Genomic DNA, 20884 nt, shown 5'->3' with positions numbered 1-20884 from the left:
CTGTATTTTTACACAGTTACCAAAGGCTGGGCACCATGGCCATCACCCTCCACCAACTGCGCCGGTTTGCGCTGGCCCGCAGTCTGTTTGCACCCACCACACTGCCTGCGGCCATCGCAAAGCTGGGTTTTGTGCAGGCCGACCCGATCCGCGCCCCAGCGCGTGCGCAAGACCTGACCCTGCGCCACCGCGTCAAGGCTTACCGCGCCGGTGATCTGGAGCGGCGTTACCCCCAACTTGATGTTGAAGAAGACTTTTTTGTCAACTACGGCTTTGTGCCACGCAGCACCCAGGCGCTGATGCACCCACGTGTGCCGCAGGCGGTGTGGACGCCAGAACGTGCTACGCAGGCGCAAGCTGTGCTGGACTTTGTGCGGGCCCATGGTGTGGTGCACCCGCGTGAGGTGGACGCCCACTTTGCCCACGGCTCGGCGCGCAACTGGTTTGGCGGCTCGTCCAACGCCAGCACCCAACTGCTTGACGACATGCACTACCGCGGCCTGCTGCGGATTGCCGGGCGTGTGAGTGGTGTGCGCACCTATGCCGTGCGCGACGGCATGTCAGAAGCCGCGCCGGACCCGGCCCAGGCCATGGACGCGCTGGTGGATGTGATCGTGAACAAATACGCACCTTTGCCCGAGCGCTCGCTCGGTGAGCTGATCAGCCACCTGCGTGGTGGTACGCCGCAGTGGGCGACCCAGCGCGCCGCTGCGTTCCAGCGGGCCAAACAGCGCCTGACCAGCGCCCGCATCGACGGTGTCACCTGGTACTGGCCAGCCGATGAAAACCCGGGGACCCGCCGCCAGGCCAACAGCGATGTGCTGCGGCTCTTGGCCCCGTTTGACCCGGTGGTCTGGGACCGGCGCCGGTTTGAGCTGTTCTGGGGCTGGGCCTACCGTTTTGAGGCCTACACCCCGGCGCCCAAGCGGGTGCGTGGTTATTACGCGCTGCCGCTGTTGTGGCGCGAGCAGGTCATTGGCTGGGGCAATCTGGCAGTGCGTGGTGACCAGCTGGAGGTGGACCTGGGTTATGTGGCGGGCAGTCCACCCAAGGACGCGAGGTTTGCGCAGGCGCTGGCGGAGGAACTGGCACGCTTGCGCACATTTCTGGCACTGCCTGAAACACCCCCAGTAGGGCTTCAGCCAGACGCACTGGGCTGATTTAGGCGCTGGGGCTGACAATCCAGCTCCCTCAGCCCCGACCCAACGCCCCATGAAACCACCTGCCCGACTGATGTCCCTGATTGAAGAGGGTCTGATCGACAGCGTGGTGCGCCAGCTCATGAGTGGCAAGGAGGCGATGGTGTTTGTGGTGCGCTGCGGTGCGGAGACGCGCTGCGCCAAGATCTACAAAGAGGCCACCCAGCGCAGCTTTCGCCAGGCGGTGGACTACACCGAAAACCGCAAGGTGAAAAACTCACGCTCGGCCCGCGCCATGGCCAAGGGCAGCAAGTTTGGCCGCCAGGAGCAAGAGGCCGCCTGGCAAAGCGCCGAGGTCGACGCGCTCTACCGCCTGGCCGCCGCCGGTGTGCGGGTGCCCCAGCCCTACAACTTTTGCGACGGTGTGTTGCTGATGGAACTGGTGACCGACGCCCAGGGCGACGCCGCCCCGCGCCTGAACGATGTGGCCTTCACGCCCGAGCAGGCGCGCCAACACCACGCCACGCTGATCAAAGAGGTGGTGCGTATGCTGGGCGCCGGGGTGGTGCACGGAGATTTGTCCGAGTTCAACATCCTGCTGGCGCACACCCCCGGAGTGGATGGGGCCGACGGTGTGGATGAGCCGGTGATCATCGACCTGCCGCAGGCGGTGGATGCGGCGGGCAACAACCACGCCCAGCGCATGTTGCTGCGCGACGTGGCGAATCTGCGCGACTTCTTTGGCCAGTTCGCCCCCGAACTGCTGGCCACCGAGTACGGCCCGGAAATCTGGAGCCTGTACCAGGCCGGGCTGCTGAGTGTGGACATGCCGCTCACAGGTCGTTTTGAGCGCTCACAAGCCAGTGTCGACATGCAGGCGGTGTTGCGCGAGATTGACGACGCCCGGGCTGAAGACGCGGCGCGTCGGCTGCGGATGGCGACGGCGGGCTGAGGCTGGCGGCCCAAGACCGTCTCACGTCTTGGGTGGCAGCGGGTGGGGTATTGGCGCCCACCTCAGACGCGCTGCGCTTTGCGACATCGGTGGACCCCAACACCCCACCCGCTGCGGCGCGCACTTTGGTTCGCCACCGTTCAACAGCCTGACCCCTGAAAAAAGCTGAGTCCCGGCGATGTTCTCGGGCCGTGTGAGTTTGGGCGGGGGGCCGATGTCGCAAAGCACAGCGCGTCTGAGGCCTCGCGCTCAAGCTCACATGGCCTACCCACAGAGCAGCACGTCAGCGAATGAACCCGGCCCTAACGCACCGCGTCATCGGGCACCACAGCAGGTGCAGGCACAGACACCGGTGCCACCGGTCCCAGCGTGGGCGCGGCGCTGGAGGCTGAAATGGGCGATACCGGCGCACTGGCAGGCAGCGTCACCGTGGACGCCACCACCTCAACCGGCTCGCTGGCTGGCACAGCAGGTTCCTCCACCACCACCTCCTCGTCCGGGATGGGGGCGGGCTGACGCACCGGTTGTGGCACCGGCGTAGGTTCGGGCGCCATCAGGCCTTGAGCCCAGTCACGCAAGCCCTTGGCCAGCTGGCTGAAAAAGCCCTCGGGCGGTGTCTCAAAACGCACGCGTGAGTCAATCAACTTGGATCGCAGCGCCTGGGCGGTGACATCACCCACGATCGGCAAGGCGCTGTGTGCGCCCTGGCCCCAGTAGTCGCTGCGCAGGGTGATGCGACCATCGTTGAAACCTACCCAGGCACCGGCCACCAGCTGCGGGTGCATCAGGATGAACCAGCCGTCGGTGTTGTCCTGGGTGGTGCCGGTTTTGCCGGCCACATCGGCGCGGATGCCGTAGCGGCTGCGGATGGCCACACCGGTGCCTTTATCCACCACACCCCGCATCGCGTCGAGCAGCTGGTAGTTGGCTTGAGCCGACAGGGCCCGCTGTGGCTTGGCCGGGGCGAACTCGGCCAGCACCTCGCCCTGGCGGTTTTCGATGCGGGTGACCAGCATCGGCGCCAGGTACTGGCCGTCATGCGCGATGCTGCTGTAGGCGCTGACCATTTCCTTCAAGCTCACCGGGCTGGTGCCCAGGGCCAGCGCGGGCACCGCCTCCAGCGGGCTTTCGTTCACGCCCATGGCACGTGCCAACCGGGCCACCCGCTCGGGGCCTACGGATTGCATCAGTTGGGCGGTGATGGTGTTTTTGGAATAGGCCAGCGCGTCACGCAAACGCATGGGTTTGTCGCTGGGCGGGCCACCGTCGCTGGGGCGCCAGACTTCACCGCCGGGCAGCGGGATCTCCACCGCCTGGTCGATCAGCGTGTCATCGGGGCTGGCGCCTTTGTCGAAGGCAGCGCCGTAAACAAAAGGTTTGAAGGTGGAGCCGGGTTGACGCCGCGCCTGCGACACATGGTCAAACGGCTCATTCGCAAAGTCGCGGCTGCCCACCCAGGCGCGCACCTGGCCGTTGCGCGGGTCCAGTGCCAGAAAACCTGCCTGCAAACGGGTTTTCTGGGTGCGCAGTTGGCCCATGAAGCTGCTGTCTTTCAGCAAGGCCTTCAGCACGTCGTCAGCATTTTGGCCCGCCTCGACCGCACGGCGGAATTCTGGTGTTTCGCGCACAAGGGTCTGGACCAGGGCGCTGTCCGGTCCCCAGGCGCGGCGCGGCTGCCAGGCGGCGTCGGCCAGGGTTTGCAGGTGGCGGCTCTGGCGCGCCAGTGCCTGGTTGGCCAGGGTCTGCAGGCGTGCGTCGATGGTGGTGTGCACCACCAGGCCGTCGGCATAGAGGTTGTAGTCGTGGTCGTCGGCCCAGTCGATCAGCCATTTGCGCAGCTGCACCGCAAAGTGTGGCACCGGCCCGCTGTCCTCCACCTGACGCTCAAAGTCAATGCGCAGCGGGCGTTTGCTCAGGCTGGTGTACTGCGCGGCGTCCAGCTGCCCCCGTTTGACCATTTGCGCCAGCACGGTGTTGCGCCGCTGCAGCGCCCGCTCGGGGTTGAGGACCGGGTTGTAGTAGCTGTTGCCCTTGAGCATGCCCACCAGCGTGGCGCTTTCCAGCACACTGAGCTGGTCGGCCGACTTGTCAAAATAGGTGCGCGCCGCCATCTCGATGCCGTAGGCGTTGTAGAGAAAGGGCACGGTGTTGAGGTAGGTCTCCAGAATCTCGGGCTTGGTGTAGAGCGCCTCGATCTTGAACGCGGTGATGGCTTCCTTGAGCTTGCGCGTGAGTGTGGGCGCGCGGCCAATCTCCTGCGGGAACAGGTTGCGTGCGAGTTGCTGGGTCAGGGTCGAGCCGCCTTGGCGCTCACCCGAAAAGGTGTGCAACGCCGCTGAGGCGGTGCGCCGCCAGTCCAGCCCGAAGTGTTCGTAAAAGCGGTGGTCTTCGGTGGCGACCAGTGCGTTCACCACCGAGGGCGCCACATCTTTGAGCGGCACCCAGACCCGGTTGGCCCATTTGAACTCGGTCAGCAACTTGCCGTCGCTCGACAGCACCTGCGCGGGCAAATCGACCTTGGCCTTGCGGATGTCGCTGATGGCCGGGGTGAAAGGAATCAGCAGCAGGGTGTAGGCCAGCAGCAGCGTGGGCAGCGCGGCCAGCGCCCAGAGCAGCTCGCGCCGGGTCGGGCGGCGCCAGCGCTGCAGAAACTCAGTCAAAAAAGGGGGAAATCGAGAGGGTAAGGACACGCCGGAACCAGTGGGCATAGACTGCCATGGAGGTGGATTATCCGCCGCATTCAACTGCCCCAACAGGACACCCCATGACCGATCTCTCCTCCTTTGCCATCACCCGCAAGTGGCCCGCCCAGCACCCGGAGCGCCTGCAGCTCTATTCCTTGCCCACCCCGAACGGCGTCAAGGTGTCGATTTTGTTGGAAGAAACCGGCTTGCCGTATGAGGCGCATCTGGTGAGTTTTGAGACCAACGACCAGCTCTCACCCGAGTTTGTGGCGACCTTTCCCAACAACAAGATTCCGGCCATCATCGACCCCAATGGCCCCGGTGGCCAGCCGCTGGCGTTGTTCGAGTCAGGTGCCATCCTGCTGTACCTGGCCGAGAAAACCGGCCAGTTTCTGCCAGCTGATCTGGCGGCCCGCTACGAGACGATCCAGTGGTTGATGTTCCAGATGGGCGGCATCGGCCCGATGTTTGGCCAACTCGGCTTCTTCAACGTGTTTGCTGGCAAAGATTTTGAGGACAAACGCCCGCGTGACCGCTACGTGGCGGAATCCCGGCGCCTGCTGGGTGTGCTGAACCAGCGACTGGCGACACGCGCCTGGGTCATGGGGGATGACTACAGCATTGCTGACATCGCGATCCTGCCCTGGGTGCGCAATCTGATCGAGCGTTACCACGCGGCCGATTTGGTGGGCATGACCGACTTCCCGCACGTCACACGTGTGCTGGCGGCTTTTGTTGCCCGACCTGCGGTGGCGCGTGGGCTGCTGGTGCCACAACGCAGCCCGGTGTAGGCAGCTTGGTTGCCACACTCAAATTTCTGTTTTGATAGCGCCTAGCCCTTGTTACATAAGGGCTAGAGGGCAATATGGCGTAGATTCTGCGCGGCAAGTCGCCTGAATCAGGCGGCTTGGATCGCCGTCTCTGCGCTCAGGTTGGTGTCCTCTGCCGCTGGCGCAGGCAGCTCGCACACCACGCGGTTGCGGCCTTGCGTCTTGGCCGCGTACATCGCCAGGTCGGCCCGGTGCATCAGGCTCGACAGGCTGGTGTCTTCCTTTTGTAACAAGGCAATGCCGATGCTGACGGTCTGGCAGATGGCCTGACCCTGCAGCGTGAGCGGCACCGCAGCGGCGGCCTGGCGCAGGCGCTCAGCCGTTTCGGTCGCCTCGGCCTGCGTCGTCTGGGGCATGAGCAGCGCGAACTCCTCGCCGCCAAGCCGCCCCAGGCAGTCCCCCGTGCGCAGGTTGCGCTTCAGGGCATCCACCACCGCACCCAGCACCTCGTCCCCCGCCAGGTGGCCGTACTGGTCGTTGATTTGTTTGAAGTGGTCCAGGTCAATGATCAGCAAGGCCAGCACATGGGATGAGCGATGGGCGGCCTGGAGTTGCTGGTTGGCCTCGGCCAGGAAATAGCGGCGGTTGACCAGGCCGGTCAGTGCATCGCGTGAGGCCTGCAATTCCAGCTCCCTGATCAAGATCTCGTTGCGCTGGCGCAGTTGCAGGGCCTCGGTCGAGTAGGTGTTGATCTGCCTTGCCACCAGCAGCATTAAGACGCTGAAACCGAGCCCCAGCAGGCTCAGGCCGACATTGAACCAGCTGAGTTCGAGCAAGGGCAGGCCAAGCAGGGCCAGGACGGGAAAGACCATGTCGCGCTCCAGTGTGCGCAGATGGGCATTGCTCATTGAGGTGGTCAGTGCGATCAGCGCGATGTGCACCAGCATGATGAACACCAGGCTGGCAAAGTTGTCATGCTGCCAGGCCCAGAACACCAGCGACGACCAGGCCAGCATGTGGGCGCCGTGGGCCAGGGCGATGCGCCTGGCCCAGTGTGGCTCGTCGGACGCTCCGGTCTGGCTGCGTTTGAAGGCCTGGTAGACGCGGATGTAGTTGGCGATGATCAGCAGCTCAAAACCAGCCCAGATGGCGGCCCAGCTGACCGGCACCCAGTTGGTGAGCATTGCGGCGACCACCAAGGTCAGCAACGGCGCCAGGTAGCGGTCATGCAGATGGATATCCACATACAGGTGTAACTGGGCCAGGCGGATGTCTGCCCTTGGGTCGGTCATCATGGGAAGGTCTTTTTTTCGGGTGTACTTATGGGGCCAGACTATGCCTGATTGATGTTGCCTTGTCATGGCCGCCCCGACCTGGGAAACCGTATCGCTCAAGTGTTGCGCTGTCGGCGCTGTCCCCGGAGCTTATCCAGCGAGGTGTGCCAAGTTGTTTGCGCAAATCTGCCGGAACGGGGCTGAGATTCTGGTGTCTGCGGCGGCGGCTTGCCAGAAGCTGATGGCCAGCGCGCGTGCCTGTGGCCACTCTGGCAGCGTGGCTGCCGTCGGTTGCAGAGGCCGCGCTGCAAAGTCACGCGCCACCAGTTCACCACCCACCGGCGCATAGAGCATGGGCAACATGTCGTAGGTGGGTGACAGCACCCAGTCGTCGCCCTGGATCAGCAGCGAGATGTTGCCGTAATGCCGGTCGGTGTTAGCGATGAGCTGGCCGTAGGCCTCCAGCAGGCGCAGGGTGCGCGCGTCTCCCGCTTGCAATTGCCTGCGGGCGAGCATGCGGTTGGCGGTGGCTGCCCAGTTGTCCATTTCACCGATAAATTGTGCGTCGTGCACCTGCAAAGAGACCATGCCGATGCGGCCCAGCTGACCACTCGCCCCGACGGCCGAAGGTATGCGGTCAAAACGCTCAGACTCCAGGAAGATGCGGCCTGCACCGCTATGAATTTGGGTACGTGCGGCAGGGATGCCCGCTGCGGCCAGCGTTTGCAAAGCCAGATGTTCACACACCAGCAAGTCGCGCAGGCGCTGATCTACCGGGCTGTCCCCGGCGGGAGAAAACTTCACCAGCACTGGCCGCCCGGCACAGATGGTGCAGAACTTGGGTTGCTCACCACCCGCCGACGAGCCGGGGTGGGTGCCCAACATGGCCTGGTCCGCCAGGCGTGGGTAATCCAGGGCTGAGTCGACACGAGAGCTGCGTTCAGGCAAGGCAAAAAAACGCGCAAACGCGGCCTCGCCCAGGATCAGGTTGCCGGGCAGGTCGTCGCCATAAAGCGTGAGCGCGCGCAGCACATCGTCATCGTTCCAGTGGCGCGGGTCGTTGCCCAGTTGCAGCTCGGGGTGGCTGTGGGCAAAGGTGCGGCCCATAAAACCCTGTGGGCGCATGTCCTCCAGAAACCAGGGCAGGCCGTCGTGCCGTTCGCTCAGCCCGTCGGCCTCATCGACCCAGAAAGCACCCCCTTCAAGCGGCACCAGCCGCGCAAACGGTGAGGGCTGACCCAGTGCATCAATGCGCATCACCTGCACCTCGCGCCCGACACCGGGCACGTTGCGCGCCAGCACATAACGCTGTGAGCGCGCCGCACCCACCTTGAGCACCTGGCCCGACTGGATCAGCGGCGACAAGGCGCGCGACACCGTGGGCTGACTCACGCCCAGCGTGACCTGCAGCTCGGCGCTGGTCAACACGCTGCCCTGGCGGCGCAGCGCCTGCAGGGCATGTTGGGTGAGCTCAGGTGTGGTGGCCACGAATCATTATATGAATAGATATTTAAATGACATTGTTCTTACAAAACAATAGCTTGTGTGCATTTGTGAATAGATAAATTACGAAAACTTATGCGCTTGGCTTCAGTCACGGAGTATGACGGGGCAATCTGCTGCGTCTGGGCTTGGGTGCGCTGACGCACAGTCCCATCAGCCGCTGACGCAGACAATCGCGCGAGACCCAGGGTGCCCCCGCACCCAGTCCCTGTGAAAGTCACACGTTTATGGTTTTTCCTTCCTTTTTGGTGTTGCGGCGTTATTTGCTGTGGGCGCTGGCGGCTCTGCTGACCGGGGTGTTGCTGCTGGTACTGGTCATCGCCTTGTTCGGCTGGAACTGGTTGCGCGCGCCCATGGAGCGTCTGGCCCTGCAACACACCGGGCGTGAGCTGGTGTTAAGTGGTGATCTGACGGTGGACTTTGGCTGGCCGGTGGCGCGTTTACATGCCGCCGGTGTGCGTTTTGCCAACCCGGCCTGGGCCAAGGAAAAACAAATGGTCACGGCCGAAGGTGTGGCGGTCAGTCTCGATCTGAGCAGCTTGCTCAAGCGCAACATCACCTTCACCGAAGTGCGCCTGGAACAGGCCGCCATTTTTCTGGAACAGTCCAACAAGCGCAAAAGCTGGTTGCTGGACACCCAGCAGCAGGACGAAAACGCCCGCATCCACATCGGACGGGTGGCGCTGGACCATGGCACGCTGGGGTATGACGATCTGGACCAGAAAACCAGCATCCGTGCTCAGCTGGCCACCGCCTCGGGTGAAGCCAGCCGGGCCACGGCGCTGGACTTGAGTTTCTCGGCCACCGGCCAGTTCAAGGGGTTGCCTTTGAGAGCGCAGGGCAGCGGTGGCCCGGTGCTGGCGCTGCGCGACACCAGCCAGCCCTACCCGCTCAAACTGACCGCCAGCGTCGGCCCGACCCAGGTGCAGGTGGACGGCACGCTGACCGGTCTGCTGACTTTTGCTGAGGTGGACATGAAGATGGCGCTGTCGGGGGGCAGCCTGGAGCAGCTTTACCCGCTGCTGGGCATCGCTTTCCCAGGCACCCGCGCGTACTCGGTGACGGGCCATCTGTTGCATATGGATCAGCGCTGGCGGTTTGAGAAGTTCAGCGGTCGTTTTGGCGCCAGCGACATCGCCGGGTTTGTTGAGGTCACGACTGGTGGCCAACGGCCGGTCTTGAACGCTGTGCTCAACTCGCGCCTGCTGGCGCTGGACGACCTGGGCCCGGTGATTGGCGCACGCAGCGGCAGCCTGGCCCAGGCCGTGAAAGACCCGCAGGCACAAAAGCGGGTGTTGCCCGAGCTGCCTTTTAAGACCGAGCGCTGGGACTCGGTGGATGCCGATGTCAAACTCACTGCCAAAACCCTGCGCCGAGCCGAGGCGCTGCCGCTGGAAGACCTGTCGGTTCATTTGAAGTTAAGCGACTCGGTGCTGACGCTGGACCCGCTCAACTTTGGACTGGCCGGTGGGCAGTTGCAGACCCAGATCACGCTGGACGGGCGCAGCACACCGATCCAGGCCAGCGCCCAGGTGCGGGCACGCAAGCTGTTGTTGTCCAAGCTGTTCCCCACGGTGGACCTGAACCAGGCCAGTATTGGCCAGATCAATGGCGAGTTCAAGCTGAGTGGCACGGGCAACTCGGTGGGTGACATGTTGGCCAGTGCCAACGGCCAGGTGGGTCTGGTGGTGGCTGGCGGCCAGGTCAGCCGCTTGATGATGGAAAAAATCGGCCTGCACCTGTGGGAGATCCTGGCGCTGAACCTGACCGGCGACAAGCTGATCAAGCTGCGCTGCGCGGTGGCAGACTTCCAGGTGAAGGCCGGGAAAATGCAGACCGAGGCACTGGTGGTGGACACCCAGGTCACCACCTTGCTGGGCAGCGGCAGCATTGACTTGGCCCATGAGCAGTTGAACCTGACGCTCACCCCCAAGACCAAGGCCACCAGCCCGGTGGCTTTGCGCAGCCCGATCTACATTCGCGGCAGTTTTGCCCAGCCCCAGGTCAGTGTCGACAAAGGCCAGGTGGCCGCGCGCGCTGCCGGTGCGGTGGCATTGGGCCTGGTCAACCCGCTGCTGGCCTTGTTGCCGCTGATTGACGCAGGCCCCGGCCAGGACAGCGACTGTGGCCAACTGGTGCGCGATGCGCGGGCCTTGCCGCGCCCGGCGCGTAGTCCAGCCAAAGCGCCTCAGTAAGCCCAAACTCGGCGCGAATCGGTGCTGGGTGACTCTAGTCACCGACTGAATGACGGGGTTACCCCTATCATGGTTTCCAGCTGTATGACACTGGAGATTTGTTGTGATAAGTACCCCTGCCGCCGCCGTTGTTGCACCCACCGCAGCCCCCCATGGCCGTCTTGAACACCTGCCGGTGTCGATGTTTTCCATCGTCATGGGCCTGGCGGGCACCACCATCGCGCTGGAAAAGGCCGAACACCTGTGGCACTGGCCGGTGGCGCCCAGCGTGGGGTTGCTGGTGCTGACGGCGCTGGTGTTTGTGCTCATCAGCTTGGCCTATCTGGGCAAATGGCTGTTGCATCGCGCGCAGGTGGTGGCCGAGTTCAACCATCCGGTTCGACTGAGCTTCTTTCCGGCGATGTCGATTGGTATGTTGTTATTGGCCATTGCGGCCTTGGGCCACGCACCGGCTGTTTCGCAGGTCTTGTGGGCCGTGGGGGCCACGGTGCAACTGCTGTTCACCCTGGTCATCCTGTCGGCCTGGATGCACCACGAGAAGTTCCAGGTGCAGCACAGCAACCCGGCTTGGTTCATCCCGATTGTGGGCAACATCCTGGTGCCCATCGCGGGTGTGCCGCTGGGTTATCAGGAAATCTCGTGGTTTTACTTCAGCGTCGGGCTGATGATGTGGACCCCGCTGCTGGCGGTGTTGTTCAACCGCTTTTTCTTTCACCCGATGCTGCCTGCCAAGCTGCTGCCCACGCTGTTCATCCTGATTGCTCCGCCCGCCGTGGGCTTCATCTCCTGGGTCAAGTTGCACAACGGTGTGGTGGACGATGTGGCGCGCATCCTGTATTACTTTGCCCTGTTCATCACCTTGCTGCTGCTGTCGCAGGTCAAACACTTCTGGCGCCTGTCTTTTGCCCTGCCGTGGTGGGCCTATTCGTTCCCGATGGCGGCCATGACGATTGCCACCTCGGTGATGCTGGACAAGTTGGGTGGCAGCTTTTTTGCCGCTTTATTCCCGCTGTTGCTGACGGTGTTGCTGCTGCTGGTGGCCCTGATCAGCTGGCGCACGCTGCAGGCCATGACGCGCGGCCAGATCTGCGTGCCTGAGTAAAACCCCTGAGTACATGACCCAGACAGCGCCCGGAATAATGCTATTTTTATAGCGCTTTGCCCTTTCTAAATAAGGGCTATAGGCCATTTTTATATAAATAGGTCGCTGCCAGCACATGCTGAAATCCGCTGCCGAAGTTTCGCCTTTTTGGCTGCCAAATCAATAGAATGAGGAACAGCAAGCTGTGTTGACCAGCAACAGGGCTTAGCGCAAAACAATTTGAGGCGCCAACATGAGTGACTTTGATGCATCCAGCCTAGACAGACGCAGCGGGCGCGATCCCCGACTGGTCAGCCAACTCACCCGCAACACTTTTGCCATGGTGCTCGCGGGTGGCCGCGGTAGTCGCTTGCGCGAACTGACCGACTGGCGTTCCAAGCCGGCTGTGCCTTTTGGTGGCAAGTTCCGCATCATTGACTTCACCCTGTCCAACTGCGTCAACTCGGGTGTGCGCCGTGTGGGTGTGGCCACCCAGTACAAGTCACAAAGCCTGATCCGGCATCTGCAGCTGGGCTGGAGTTTTCTGGATGGCCGTCTAGGTGAGTTCATCGAGATCATGCCCGCGCAGCAGCAGGTGGACGAATCACACTGGTACCAGGGCACGGCGGATGCGGTGTTCCAGAACCTGCGCGAAATCCGCCACGCCAACCCCAAATACGTGCTGATCCTCTCGGGCGACCACATTTACCGCATGGACTATGGCCGACTGCTGTTGGGCCATGTGGAGCGCCAGGCCGACATGACGGTGGCGTGTATCGAGGTGCCGATCCAGGAGGCCAGCAGCTTTGGGGTGATGTCGGTCAACGACGAAGGCCGGGTGGTCGATTTCCAGGAAAAACCGGCCCAGCCCCAGCACATGCCGGGCAAGCCCGATGTGGCCCTGGCCAGCATGGGGGTGTATGTGTTCAACGCCCGCTTCCTGTTCGAGCAGCTCAGCCGCGACGCCGACGACCCCAAATCCAGCCACGATTTTGGCAAGGACATCATTCCGCACTGCGTCAAACGCTACCGCACCTTTGCCCAGAGTTTTGCCGACAGCTGTGTCCAGGAACCCGGCAAACCGGCCTACTGGCGTGATGTGGGCACGCTGGACGCTTATTGGTCCGCCAACATGGACCTGGTGCAGGTGACACCCGAGCTGAACCTGTACGACGACAGCTGGCCGATCTGGACCTGGCAGGAGCAGCGCCCACCGGCCAAGTTTGTGTTTGACGACGAAACCCGCCGTGGCAGCGCCATTGACTCGACGGTGTCAGGCGGCTGCATCATCAGCGGGGCTACGGTGCGGCGCTCGATGTTGTTCTCAGGTGTGCATGTACACAGTTACACCCTGGTGGAGGACTCGGTGGTGCTGCCCAATGTGCAGATTGGCCGTAACTGTGTCATCAAAAAATGTATTCTGGACCGTGAATGCCATTTGCCCGATGGCACCGAGATTGGGGTCAACCCCGAAGTGGATCGCCAGCGTTTCCACGTCACCGAGTCGGGCATCACGCTGGTGACACCCAGCATGCTGGGGCAGAACAAGGACTTCATCCGCTGAGACGGCGCTGCTCTTGGCGCGGCCGGTCAGACCGGCACAGACGTAAAAAAAGGCCCGGCTGCTGTGCAGCACGGGCCTTTTTGTTGGGTTTGGCCAGAATTACTTGGCGACCACGCGCACCATTTCCAGGCACTTGTTGGAATAACCCCATTCGTTGTCGTACCAGGCAACCAGTTTCACGAAGGTGCCGTCCAGAGCGATGGAGGCGTCTGCGTCAAACACGCTGGTGCGGGTTTCACCACGGAAGTCGGTGGCCACCACTTTTTCTTCGGTGTAACCGAGCACGCCCTTCATGGCGCCTTCGCTTTGTGCCTTGATTTCGGCACAAATTTCGGCCATGGTGGCGCTGGTGTTGAGTTCACACGTCAAATCAACCACCGATACGTCGCTGGTTGGCACGCGGAACGACATGCCGGTGAGCTTCTTGTTCAGTGCCGGAATCACCACGCCCACGGCCTTGGCAGCGCCAGTGCTGGAGGGGATGATGTTTTCCAGAATGCCACGGCCACCGCGCCAGTCTTTGTTGGACGGGCCGTCCACGGTCTTTTGCGTGGCGGTAGCAGCGTGCACGGTGGTCATCAGGCCACGTTTGATGCCAAACTTGTCGTTGATCACCTTGGCCAAAGGAGCCAGGCAGTTGGTGGTGCAAGACGCGTTGGAGATGATGGTTTGACCGGCATAGGTCTTGTCATTCACGCCATACACAAACATCGGGGTGTCATCCTTGGAAGGTGCCGAGAAGATGACCTTCTTGGCGCCAGCTGCCAGATGCTTCTCGCCGCCGGCCTTGTCCAGGAAAATGCCGGTGGATTCGATCACGATGTCGGCGCCGACTTCGTTCCACTTCAGGTTGACCGGGTCACGTTCTTGCGTCAGGCGAATTTTCTTGCCGTTGACGGTGAGGGTGTTTCCGTCCACAGACACGTCGCCCTTGAAGCGGCCGTGCACCGAGTCGTACTTCAGCATGTAGGCCAGGTAGCTGGGCTCCAGCAGGTCGTTGATGGCCACGACTTCGATATCGTCGAAGCTCTGCAGGGCTGAGCGCAACACATTGCGTCCGATGCGGCCAAAGCCGTTGATACCAATCTTGATCGTCATAGATTTTCTCCGGGAGTTAATAAAACCAACCTGTGGCTTACGCGGCACGCATGGCCGTCGCTGTCATGTTCCAAGCGGGTCAGGCATCATTTTACGGGCGCTTGAGCCAGCTCAGGTACAAACAGGTAACACGCGCTGCTGATGTTGGGCTGACAAGCCGCTGGGCTATGCTTGTTCACCCACCACCACCCTGTTAGCACCATGAGCCTGCTGTTTTCACCCTTGCACCTGCCTTCGCCGCGTGGCGGCATCACCCTGCCCAACCGTATGGTGGTGGCGCCGATGTGCCAATACCAGGCTGTTGACGGCTGCGCCACCGACTGGCACCTGATGCACTGGGGTAACTTGTTCAACAGTGGCGCGGCGATGTTCACCATCGAAGCGACTGCGGTGCAGCCAGAAGGTCGCATCTCGCCCAAATGCCTGGGGCTGTGGGACGACCGCACCGAGGCCGCGTTGGCTCATCATTTGCAGCGCGCCCGCGCACTGGCGCCCGCCACCACCGTTTGTATCCAGCTCGCGCACGCCGGGCGCAAGGCCTCCAGCGCAGTCCCTTGGCAGGGCGGGCAGCTGCTAGCGCCAGAGCAGGGCGGCTGGCAGACTGTGGCGCCGTCACCCGTGCCGCATTTGCCCACCGAAACCCCGCCCACCGAACTCAGTTTGGCCGGGCTGGTACAGGCTCGTGAGGCGTTTGTAGCGGCCGCGCTGCGCGCCCAGCGCATCGGTGTGGATGCCATCGAGTTACATGCGGCGCACGGCTATTTGTTGCACCAGTTTTTGTCACCCCTGGCCAACCAACGCAGTGATGCTTATGGTGGCTCGTTCGAAAACCGTTGCCGTTTCCCGCTGGAAGTGTTTGCCGCCGTGCGCGCGGCTTATGACGGTGTGCTGGGCCTGCGTCTGTCGGCCACTGACTGGGTCGAGGGCGGCTGGGATCTGCCCCAAAGCGAAGTCTTTTGCCAGCAGCTCAAGGTCGCAGGCTGTGACTTCATCCATGTGTCATCGGGGGGCGTCTCGCCGCAGCAAAAAATCGCCCTGGGCGCGGGTTACCAGCTGCCCTTTGCCCGTGCCATCCATGCCAGCAGCGGTTTGGTGACCACCGCCGTAGGTCTGATCACCGACGCGGACCAAGCCGAAGCGGTGCTGCAGGCGGGTGACGCCGATTTGGTGGCGTTGGCACGCGTCTTTTTGTACGAGCCACGCTGGGGCTGGCATGCCGCCGCCCGCCTGGGTGGCACGGTGACGGCCAGCCCCAGCTACTGGCGCTGCCTGCCGCGCGAGGCGCAAGCCGCCTTTGGCCAGGTGCGCATCGGCGGGCGTTGAGCCTGCCGATGCGCACCGAGGTGTGTGACATATTGGGCCATTTTGGCCTCTAGGTATTTTGATATAAGGGTAGATAGCTCCTTTAATGGGAGCGGATATGTGTTTGCCGGTAGGCTGTTGGCTGTTTGCGCGCCGTGGGCGGCGCACTTTGTCACAAAAGTTTCACAAGTGGCGGGAACACTCAGTCTGTTTTTAACCCACTTACAAGGCTCGTCAACGTGAACACATCCAACCCTCGTCCCAACGACATCTTCAACGAAGAAGACTCCAACACCTCCAGCAACCCGCATATTGATGCGGTGGTCAGCGCCCGGCTGAGCCGTCGCAGCATGTTGCTCAGTGGTGTGGGTGCTGCCGGTGGTGCCCTGCTGGGTGGTATCGGTTTGAGCGGCTGCGCCACTTCGGCTACCGCAGGTGCCGGTGCCGCTACGCTGTCTGCGCCCCTGAGCACCCTGGGTTTTGCCGCTGTGGGCAAAAGCCTGATGGATACCGTGACCGTGGCCGACGGTTACCAGACCCAGGTGCTCTACGCGCTGGGCGACCCGCTCACCGCCAGCACACCCGCCTACAAGAACGACGGCACCGACACCGACTTTGACAAACGCGCCGGTGACCACCATGACGGCATGGAATGGTTTGGCCTGGATGCCAATGGCAAGCCTTCTACCTCCAGCACCCAACGCGCCCTGTTGGCCATCAACCACGAGGCCACCACCGACGAAAAACTCAGCTCCTTCTTCCTGCACGCCAATGGCGGCACCTCCAAACTGCCGCGTCCGGCCAGCGAGGTGGACAAAGAGCTGGCCATCCACGGTGTCTCGGTGGTGGAAATTGAAGCCAAGGGCAGCCAGTGGGCTTACAAGGCGGGCTCACCGTTCAACCGCCGCGTCACCACCATGACCGAAGTCCTGGTCCACGGCCCGGCCAAGGGCAGTGAACATCTGGTCACCAAATTCAGCCCGGACGGCACCCGCGCCCGCGGCACGCTCAACAACTGCGGCACCGGCAAAACGCCCTGGAACACCTTTGTGTCGGGTGAAGAAAACTGGTCTGGTTACTTTTATCGTGATGCCAAGGACGACGACCGCCGTGGCAAGAAAAACCCGCAAGTGTTGGGTCTGGACCGTTATGGCCGCAAAGCCGGTGCTGCCAGCCGCCATGGCTGGGAAAGCGCGGGCGCGGGCGACAGCTATGTGCGCTGGAACAACGGCGCCCTGGCGTCTGATGCCAAAAGCGACTACCGCAACGAGATGAACACCTTCGGTTATGTGGTGGAAATGGACGCCTACAACAGCCGTCTGGCAGTGCGCAAGCGTACCGGCTTGGGCCGTTTTGCCCATGAAAGTGTGAGTTTTGCCAAGCCCGTGCCCGGCCAGCCGATCGTGGCCTACATGGGCGACGACTCGCGCGGTGAATACATGTACAAGTTTGTATCAAGCGCCAAATGGGACGCTGCCGACGCACACAGCGCCAACCCGCTGGACGTGGGTGACAAATACCTGGACAAAGGCACGCTGTATGCGGCCAGTTTCAAGGCAGACGGCACCGGCCAATGGCTGGAGCTGTCGATGGCCAACCCGATTGTGGCTGCCAACCCCGACTTTGCCTTCAAGTCCGATGCTGACATCGCCATCTTCACCCGCCTGGCCGCCGATGCGGTCAACGCCACCAAGATGGACCGCCCGGAATGGGGCGGTGTGAACCCACGCACCGGTGACTTCTACATGACGCTGACCAACAACAGCAACCGCACGGTAGACGGTGAGATGGGTGTGGATGCCGCCAACCCGCGCACCTACACCGACCTCAAAGCGGGCAAAGAGCAAAAAGGCAATGTCAACGGCCACATCATCCGCGTGGCGCAAGCCAACCCGGCTGACACCAAATTCACCTGGGACATCTACCTGTTTGCCTCGGAAGCCGATGCCGACAAAACCCGTGTCAACCTGTCCAACCTGACCGATGACAACGAGCTGTCGGCACCCGATGGCCTGGTGTTCAGCCCGTCCACCGGCGTGTGCTGGATCCAGACCGACGACGGCGCCATGACCGACAAGACCAACTGCATGTTGTTGGCGGCCATTCCCGGCAAGGTCGGTGACGGCAGCAGCAAAACGCTGACCTACAAACGCGAGGACGGCAGCGAGAAACGTGTCGACACCCCGATGGGCAAGGCGCAGTCGGCCGACATCCTCAAGCGCTTCCTGGTGGGCCCGGTCAACTGCGAGATCACCGGTCTGTGCGAGTCACCCGACGGTCGCGCGATGTTCATCAACATCCAGCACCCCGGTGAACTCACCCCGATGGCTGACATTGGCAACCCTGCCAAATACACCAGCCACTGGCCTGCCAACGCAGGCTACGGCGCCGGTCAACGCCCCCGCTCCGCCACCATCGTCATCACCAAAAAAGACGGTGGTGTGATCGGTAGCTGAGGCGCGCGGCTTCCATGGTGATGCGCCAGCAGCTGCTAGCCAGCTGGCGCCTGCTGCGGCTAGGCGGCCACCTGATCGGTGGTCTGGCCACGTTGCGCTGGCGCTTTCCGGGCTGGTCCGCCACCCGGCAACAAGAGGAAATTCAGGCCTGGGCCCTTGCTGCGCTTGGGCTTTTAGCTATTGATTTAAAAGTGTCTGGCGCGCCGCCCGCAACCGGCCCGGCATTGCGGGTGTCCAACCATGTGTCGTGGCTGGACATTCTGGTGCTGCAGGCCACCAGCCCAAGCCGTTTTGTCGCCAAGGCCGAGGTGCGCCAGTGGCCACTGATGGGTCGACTGGCGGCCAAGGCCGGCACACTGTTCATCAGCCGCGAGTCACCCCGTGACGCACTGCGGGTGGTGCACCAGATGGCCGAGCACCTCCAATCCGGTGAGGTGTTGACGATTTTCCCGGAAGGCACCACCAGCAACGGGCAGCAGGTGCTGCCGTTTCACGCGAATTTGTTCCAGGCGGCGGTGTCCGCCAAGGCGCCGGTGCAGGCACTGGCGCTGCAGTTTGTGGAGCGTGCCAGTGGCCAGGTCAGCCTGGCACCGATCTATATCGATGAAGACACGCTGTTGCAGTCGATGTGGCGCACGGTGCGCCATCCGGGTTTGCGGGCAGAGGTGCGGCTGGGGCCGGTGCAGCCGCCTTTGGGGCGGGACCGCAGGGCACTCTCCCAGGACACCCGCGCCGCTGTGGATAACCTGCGTTGTCTGGTGTGAGCTGAGCGCGCACCAGCGGCGAGGGGCGCCTGAACGCGGCGCCCCGTCAACAAAAGACTCAGTTGCCCAGAAAGTGTTTGCGATAACGCGCGGGCAGGTCGTGGATGCGCATCAGCATCGGCAGGTCGGCGGTGTTGAAATCCGGGTCCCAGGCTGGCGCACCCAGCACTTTGGCGCCCAGGCGCAAATAACCCTTGATCAGCGCTGGTGGCTCCACCTGCAGGCCGGTGTCCAGCTGCTCCACCGGCAGTGGCAGGCGCGGGCGCACATGGAATTCGATCGGCGCCATGTGGGTGGCCTGCAGCTGGCGCCAGATGCTGGCCGCCACATCACCACTGACCACACCGTTGTGCAGCATCGGGATGCTGGCGCAACCGACCATGGTGTCAAGCTGGTTGCGCACCATAAACTCGGCCAACGCACCCCACAGCGCCATGATCACACCACCGTGGCGGTGCTCCGGGTGCACACAGCTGCGGCCCAGTTCAACCATGCGTTCGCGCAAGGAGCGCAGGCGCACCAGGTCAAACTCGGTGTCGCTGTAGGTGCTGCCAATGCGTTTGGCCTGCGCCGGGGTCAACACGCGGTAGGTGCCCACCACCTGCTGGGTGGCCTCGTCGCGCACCAGCAGGTGCTCACAGTAGGCGTCAAAAATGTCCACGTCGTGGCCGGGCACCGTGGTGCTCAGGCGCGCGCCCATCTCATCGGCAAAAACCTGGTACCTCAGACGCTGGGCTTGGCGCACCTCGTCGGCATGGCGCGCCCACGATACCTGCAAACCACCGCGCTCAGTTTTAACCAGATGGGACGACGGTTCAGGCTGGCGTAGGTCAGGTCGATGAAGTGACCCCCTGGGCAACGAGACCGGGGAAAAAGCAAATGTGGGGTTAGGTAGTTCTCTCATGGTCATGCTCCTTGGTTTGCCATGGATGTTGCGAGACCGTGATGACGCTTTGATGGAAGAACGATGACATTTGCGTGACCTGTGCGCAGGCGGCATCCTTTTGGCAACGGCTGCGTCTACACAGGTATGAACACCTTGTCTTTGAAGCTCAGCACCTGGCCCAAGCGCCAGCCGCTGTTTTTTTTGATCGTCGCCGCTGCCGTCTGGCTCGGCTTGTACCAGCTGTTGTTGCCGATGTCGGAGGCGCTGGTGGCGCAATTACCGGTTGAGCGCGACGGCCACCTGGGCGGCGCGCTACAGTTTTTCATCTACGACACACCCAAGGTGCTGCTGCTGTTGACCGGCGTGGTGTTTGTCATGGGGCTGGTCAACAGCTACTTCACACCCGAGCGCACCCGTGCGCTGCTGGCTGGGCGCAGTGAAGGGCTTGCCAATGTGATGGCCGCCTCTTTAGGCATCGTGACCCCGTTTTGCAGTTGCTCGGCGGTGCCGCTGTTCATCGGGTTTGTGCAGGCGGGTGTGCCGCTGGGGGTGACGTTCTCGTTTCTGATCTCGGCGCCGATGGTCAACGAGGTGGCGCTCACCCTGCTGTTTGGTTTGTTTGGCTGGAAAGTGGCGCTGTTGTACCTGGGCCTGGGTTTGAGTGTGGCGATGGTGGCGGGCTGGACCATTGGCCGCCTCAAGATGGAGGCCCACCTGGAAGACTGGGTGCGCGACATGCCCCAACAAGCCGCCAACTTTGAGGCGGTTCAGGAGTCACTGGCCGAGCGGCTGGACGCCGGTTTTGCCGCCGTGCGCCAGATTGTCGGCAAGGTCTGGCCTTACATCCTGGTCGGGATTGCGATTGGTGCGGGCATCCACGGTTATGTGCCGCAGGACTTCATGGCCAGTTTCATGGGCACAGAAGCCTGGTGGAGTGTGCCGCTGGCGGTGTTGGTGGGTGTGCCGATGTACACCAATGCCGCTGGTGTGATCCCGATCGTGCAGGCGCTGCTGGCCAAGGGCGCCGCTTTGGGCACGGTGCTGGCGTTCATGATGAGTGTGATTGCGCTCTCCTTGCCCGAGATGGTCATCCTGCGCAAGGTGCTCAAAATGCGTCTGATCGCCACCTTTGTCGGTGTGGTGGCCACCGGCATCCTGCTGGTGGGCTGGGTGTTCAACGCAGTGCTGTAGGCGCGAGGCAGGCCTCTGACCACCA

15 protein-coding genes are annotated in these 20884 nt (G+C 62.7%); 10 read left to right on the top strand and 5 right to left on the bottom strand.

What is annotated here, in order from left to right:
* Positions 1–35 precede the first annotated feature (35 nt).
* A complete protein-coding gene (locus tag FDG13_RS05940) occupies positions 36–1160 on the top strand; it encodes a DNA glycosylase AlkZ-like family protein (RefSeq protein WP_180125889.1) in 1125 nt (374 codons plus the stop codon).
* Between the two features lie 52 nt (positions 1161–1212).
* Complete coding sequence (locus tag FDG13_RS05935) at positions 1213–2091, top strand: PA4780 family RIO1-like protein kinase (RefSeq protein ID WP_180125888.1); 879 nt, start codon at positions 1213–1215, stop codon at positions 2089–2091.
* Positions 2092–2393: 302 nt separating this feature from the next.
* On the opposite strand, the gene FDG13_RS05930 is transcribed toward FDG13_RS05935, so the two are convergent.
* Complete coding sequence (locus FDG13_RS05930) at positions 2394–4799, bottom strand: transglycosylase domain-containing protein (protein WP_180125887.1); 2406 nt, start codon at positions 4797–4799, stop codon at positions 2394–2396.
* A gap of 56 nt (positions 4800–4855) precedes the next feature.
* On the opposite strand from FDG13_RS05930, the gene FDG13_RS05925 reads away from it, so the two are divergent.
* Positions 4856–5566 (top strand): glutathione S-transferase N-terminal domain-containing protein, encoded by a 711-nt coding sequence (locus FDG13_RS05925; protein WP_180125886.1) that lies wholly within the window; start codon positions 4856–4858, stop codon positions 5564–5566.
* 107 nt (positions 5567–5673) lie between these two features.
* On the opposite strand, the gene FDG13_RS05920 is transcribed toward FDG13_RS05925, so the two are convergent.
* Both FDG13_RS05920 and yjjJ read right to left on the bottom strand, forming a co-directional pair.
* Positions 5674–6840 carry a GGDEF domain-containing protein gene (locus FDG13_RS05920; protein WP_180125885.1) on the bottom strand — a complete coding sequence of 389 codons (1167 nt, stop codon included), beginning with the start codon at positions 6838–6840 and terminating at the stop codon, positions 5674–5676.
* A gap of 129 nt (positions 6841–6969) precedes the next feature.
* Positions 6970–8307 (bottom strand): type II toxin-antitoxin system HipA family toxin YjjJ, encoded by a 1338-nt coding sequence (yjjJ, locus tag FDG13_RS05915; RefSeq protein ID WP_370528172.1) that lies wholly within the window; start codon positions 8305–8307, stop codon positions 6970–6972.
* A 242-nt stretch (positions 8308–8549) separates the two neighbouring features.
* Between yjjJ and FDG13_RS05910 the strand changes: the two genes are divergently transcribed.
* The 3 genes from FDG13_RS05910 (at position 8550) to glgC (ending at position 13162) form a co-directional block, all read left to right on the top strand.
* Positions 8550–10517 (top strand): AsmA family protein, encoded by a 1968-nt coding sequence (locus FDG13_RS05910; protein ID WP_180125884.1) that lies wholly within the window; start codon positions 8550–8552, stop codon positions 10515–10517.
* 103 nt (positions 10518–10620) lie between these two features.
* Positions 10621–11619, top strand: a complete 999-nt coding sequence (locus FDG13_RS05905) for an SLAC1 anion channel family protein (protein WP_218942640.1) — start codon at positions 10621–10623, stop codon at positions 11617–11619.
* A gap of 232 nt (positions 11620–11851) precedes the next feature.
* Positions 11852–13162, top strand: a complete 1311-nt coding sequence (gene glgC / locus FDG13_RS05900) for a glucose-1-phosphate adenylyltransferase (protein ID WP_180125883.1) — start codon at positions 11852–11854, stop codon at positions 13160–13162.
* Between the two features lie 99 nt (positions 13163–13261).
* Here glgC and gap read toward each other — a convergent pair whose 3' ends face one another.
* A complete protein-coding gene (gene gap, locus FDG13_RS05895; protein ID WP_180125882.1) occupies positions 13262–14260 on the bottom strand; it encodes a type I glyceraldehyde-3-phosphate dehydrogenase in 999 nt (332 codons plus the stop codon).
* A 201-nt stretch (positions 14261–14461) separates the two neighbouring features.
* On the opposite strand from gap, the gene FDG13_RS05890 reads away from it, so the two are divergent.
* The 3 genes from FDG13_RS05890 to FDG13_RS05880 all read left to right on the top strand — a co-directional run bounded on the left by FDG13_RS05890 (position 14462) and on the right by FDG13_RS05880 (position 18782).
* Positions 14462–15583, top strand: coding sequence for an NADH:flavin oxidoreductase/NADH oxidase (locus tag FDG13_RS05890; RefSeq protein ID WP_180125881.1), 1122 nt, complete (start codon positions 14462–14464; stop codon positions 15581–15583).
* A 218-nt stretch (positions 15584–15801) separates the two neighbouring features.
* Complete coding sequence (locus FDG13_RS05885; protein ID WP_370528171.1) at positions 15802–18018, top strand: PhoX family phosphatase; 2217 nt, start codon at positions 15802–15804, stop codon at positions 18016–18018.
* Positions 18019–18032: 14 nt separating this feature from the next.
* On the top strand, positions 18033–18782 hold the full coding sequence (locus FDG13_RS05880; protein WP_370528170.1) for a lysophospholipid acyltransferase family protein: 750 nt from the start codon (positions 18033–18035) through the stop codon (positions 18780–18782).
* A 58-nt stretch (positions 18783–18840) separates the two neighbouring features.
* Here FDG13_RS05880 and FDG13_RS05875 read toward each other — a convergent pair whose 3' ends face one another.
* Complete coding sequence (locus FDG13_RS05875) at positions 18841–19686, bottom strand: GNAT family N-acetyltransferase (RefSeq protein ID WP_180125880.1); 846 nt, start codon at positions 19684–19686, stop codon at positions 18841–18843.
* Positions 19687–19812: 126 nt separating this feature from the next.
* Here FDG13_RS05875 and FDG13_RS05870 point away from each other — a divergent pair, with 126 nt between their 5' ends.
* Positions 19813–20859 carry a permease gene (locus FDG13_RS05870; protein ID WP_180125879.1) on the top strand — a complete coding sequence of 349 codons (1047 nt, stop codon included), beginning with the start codon at positions 19813–19815 and terminating at the stop codon, positions 20857–20859.
* Positions 20860–20884: the final 25 nt, after the last annotated feature.

This window comes from Rhodoferax sp. BLA1 (assembly GCF_013416775.1).
Lineage (GTDB): Bacteria > Pseudomonadota > Gammaproteobacteria > Burkholderiales > Burkholderiaceae_C > Rhodoferax.
Note: the sequence above shows the minus strand (reverse complement) of the source record. Positions and strands in the feature narration are given on the sequence as shown.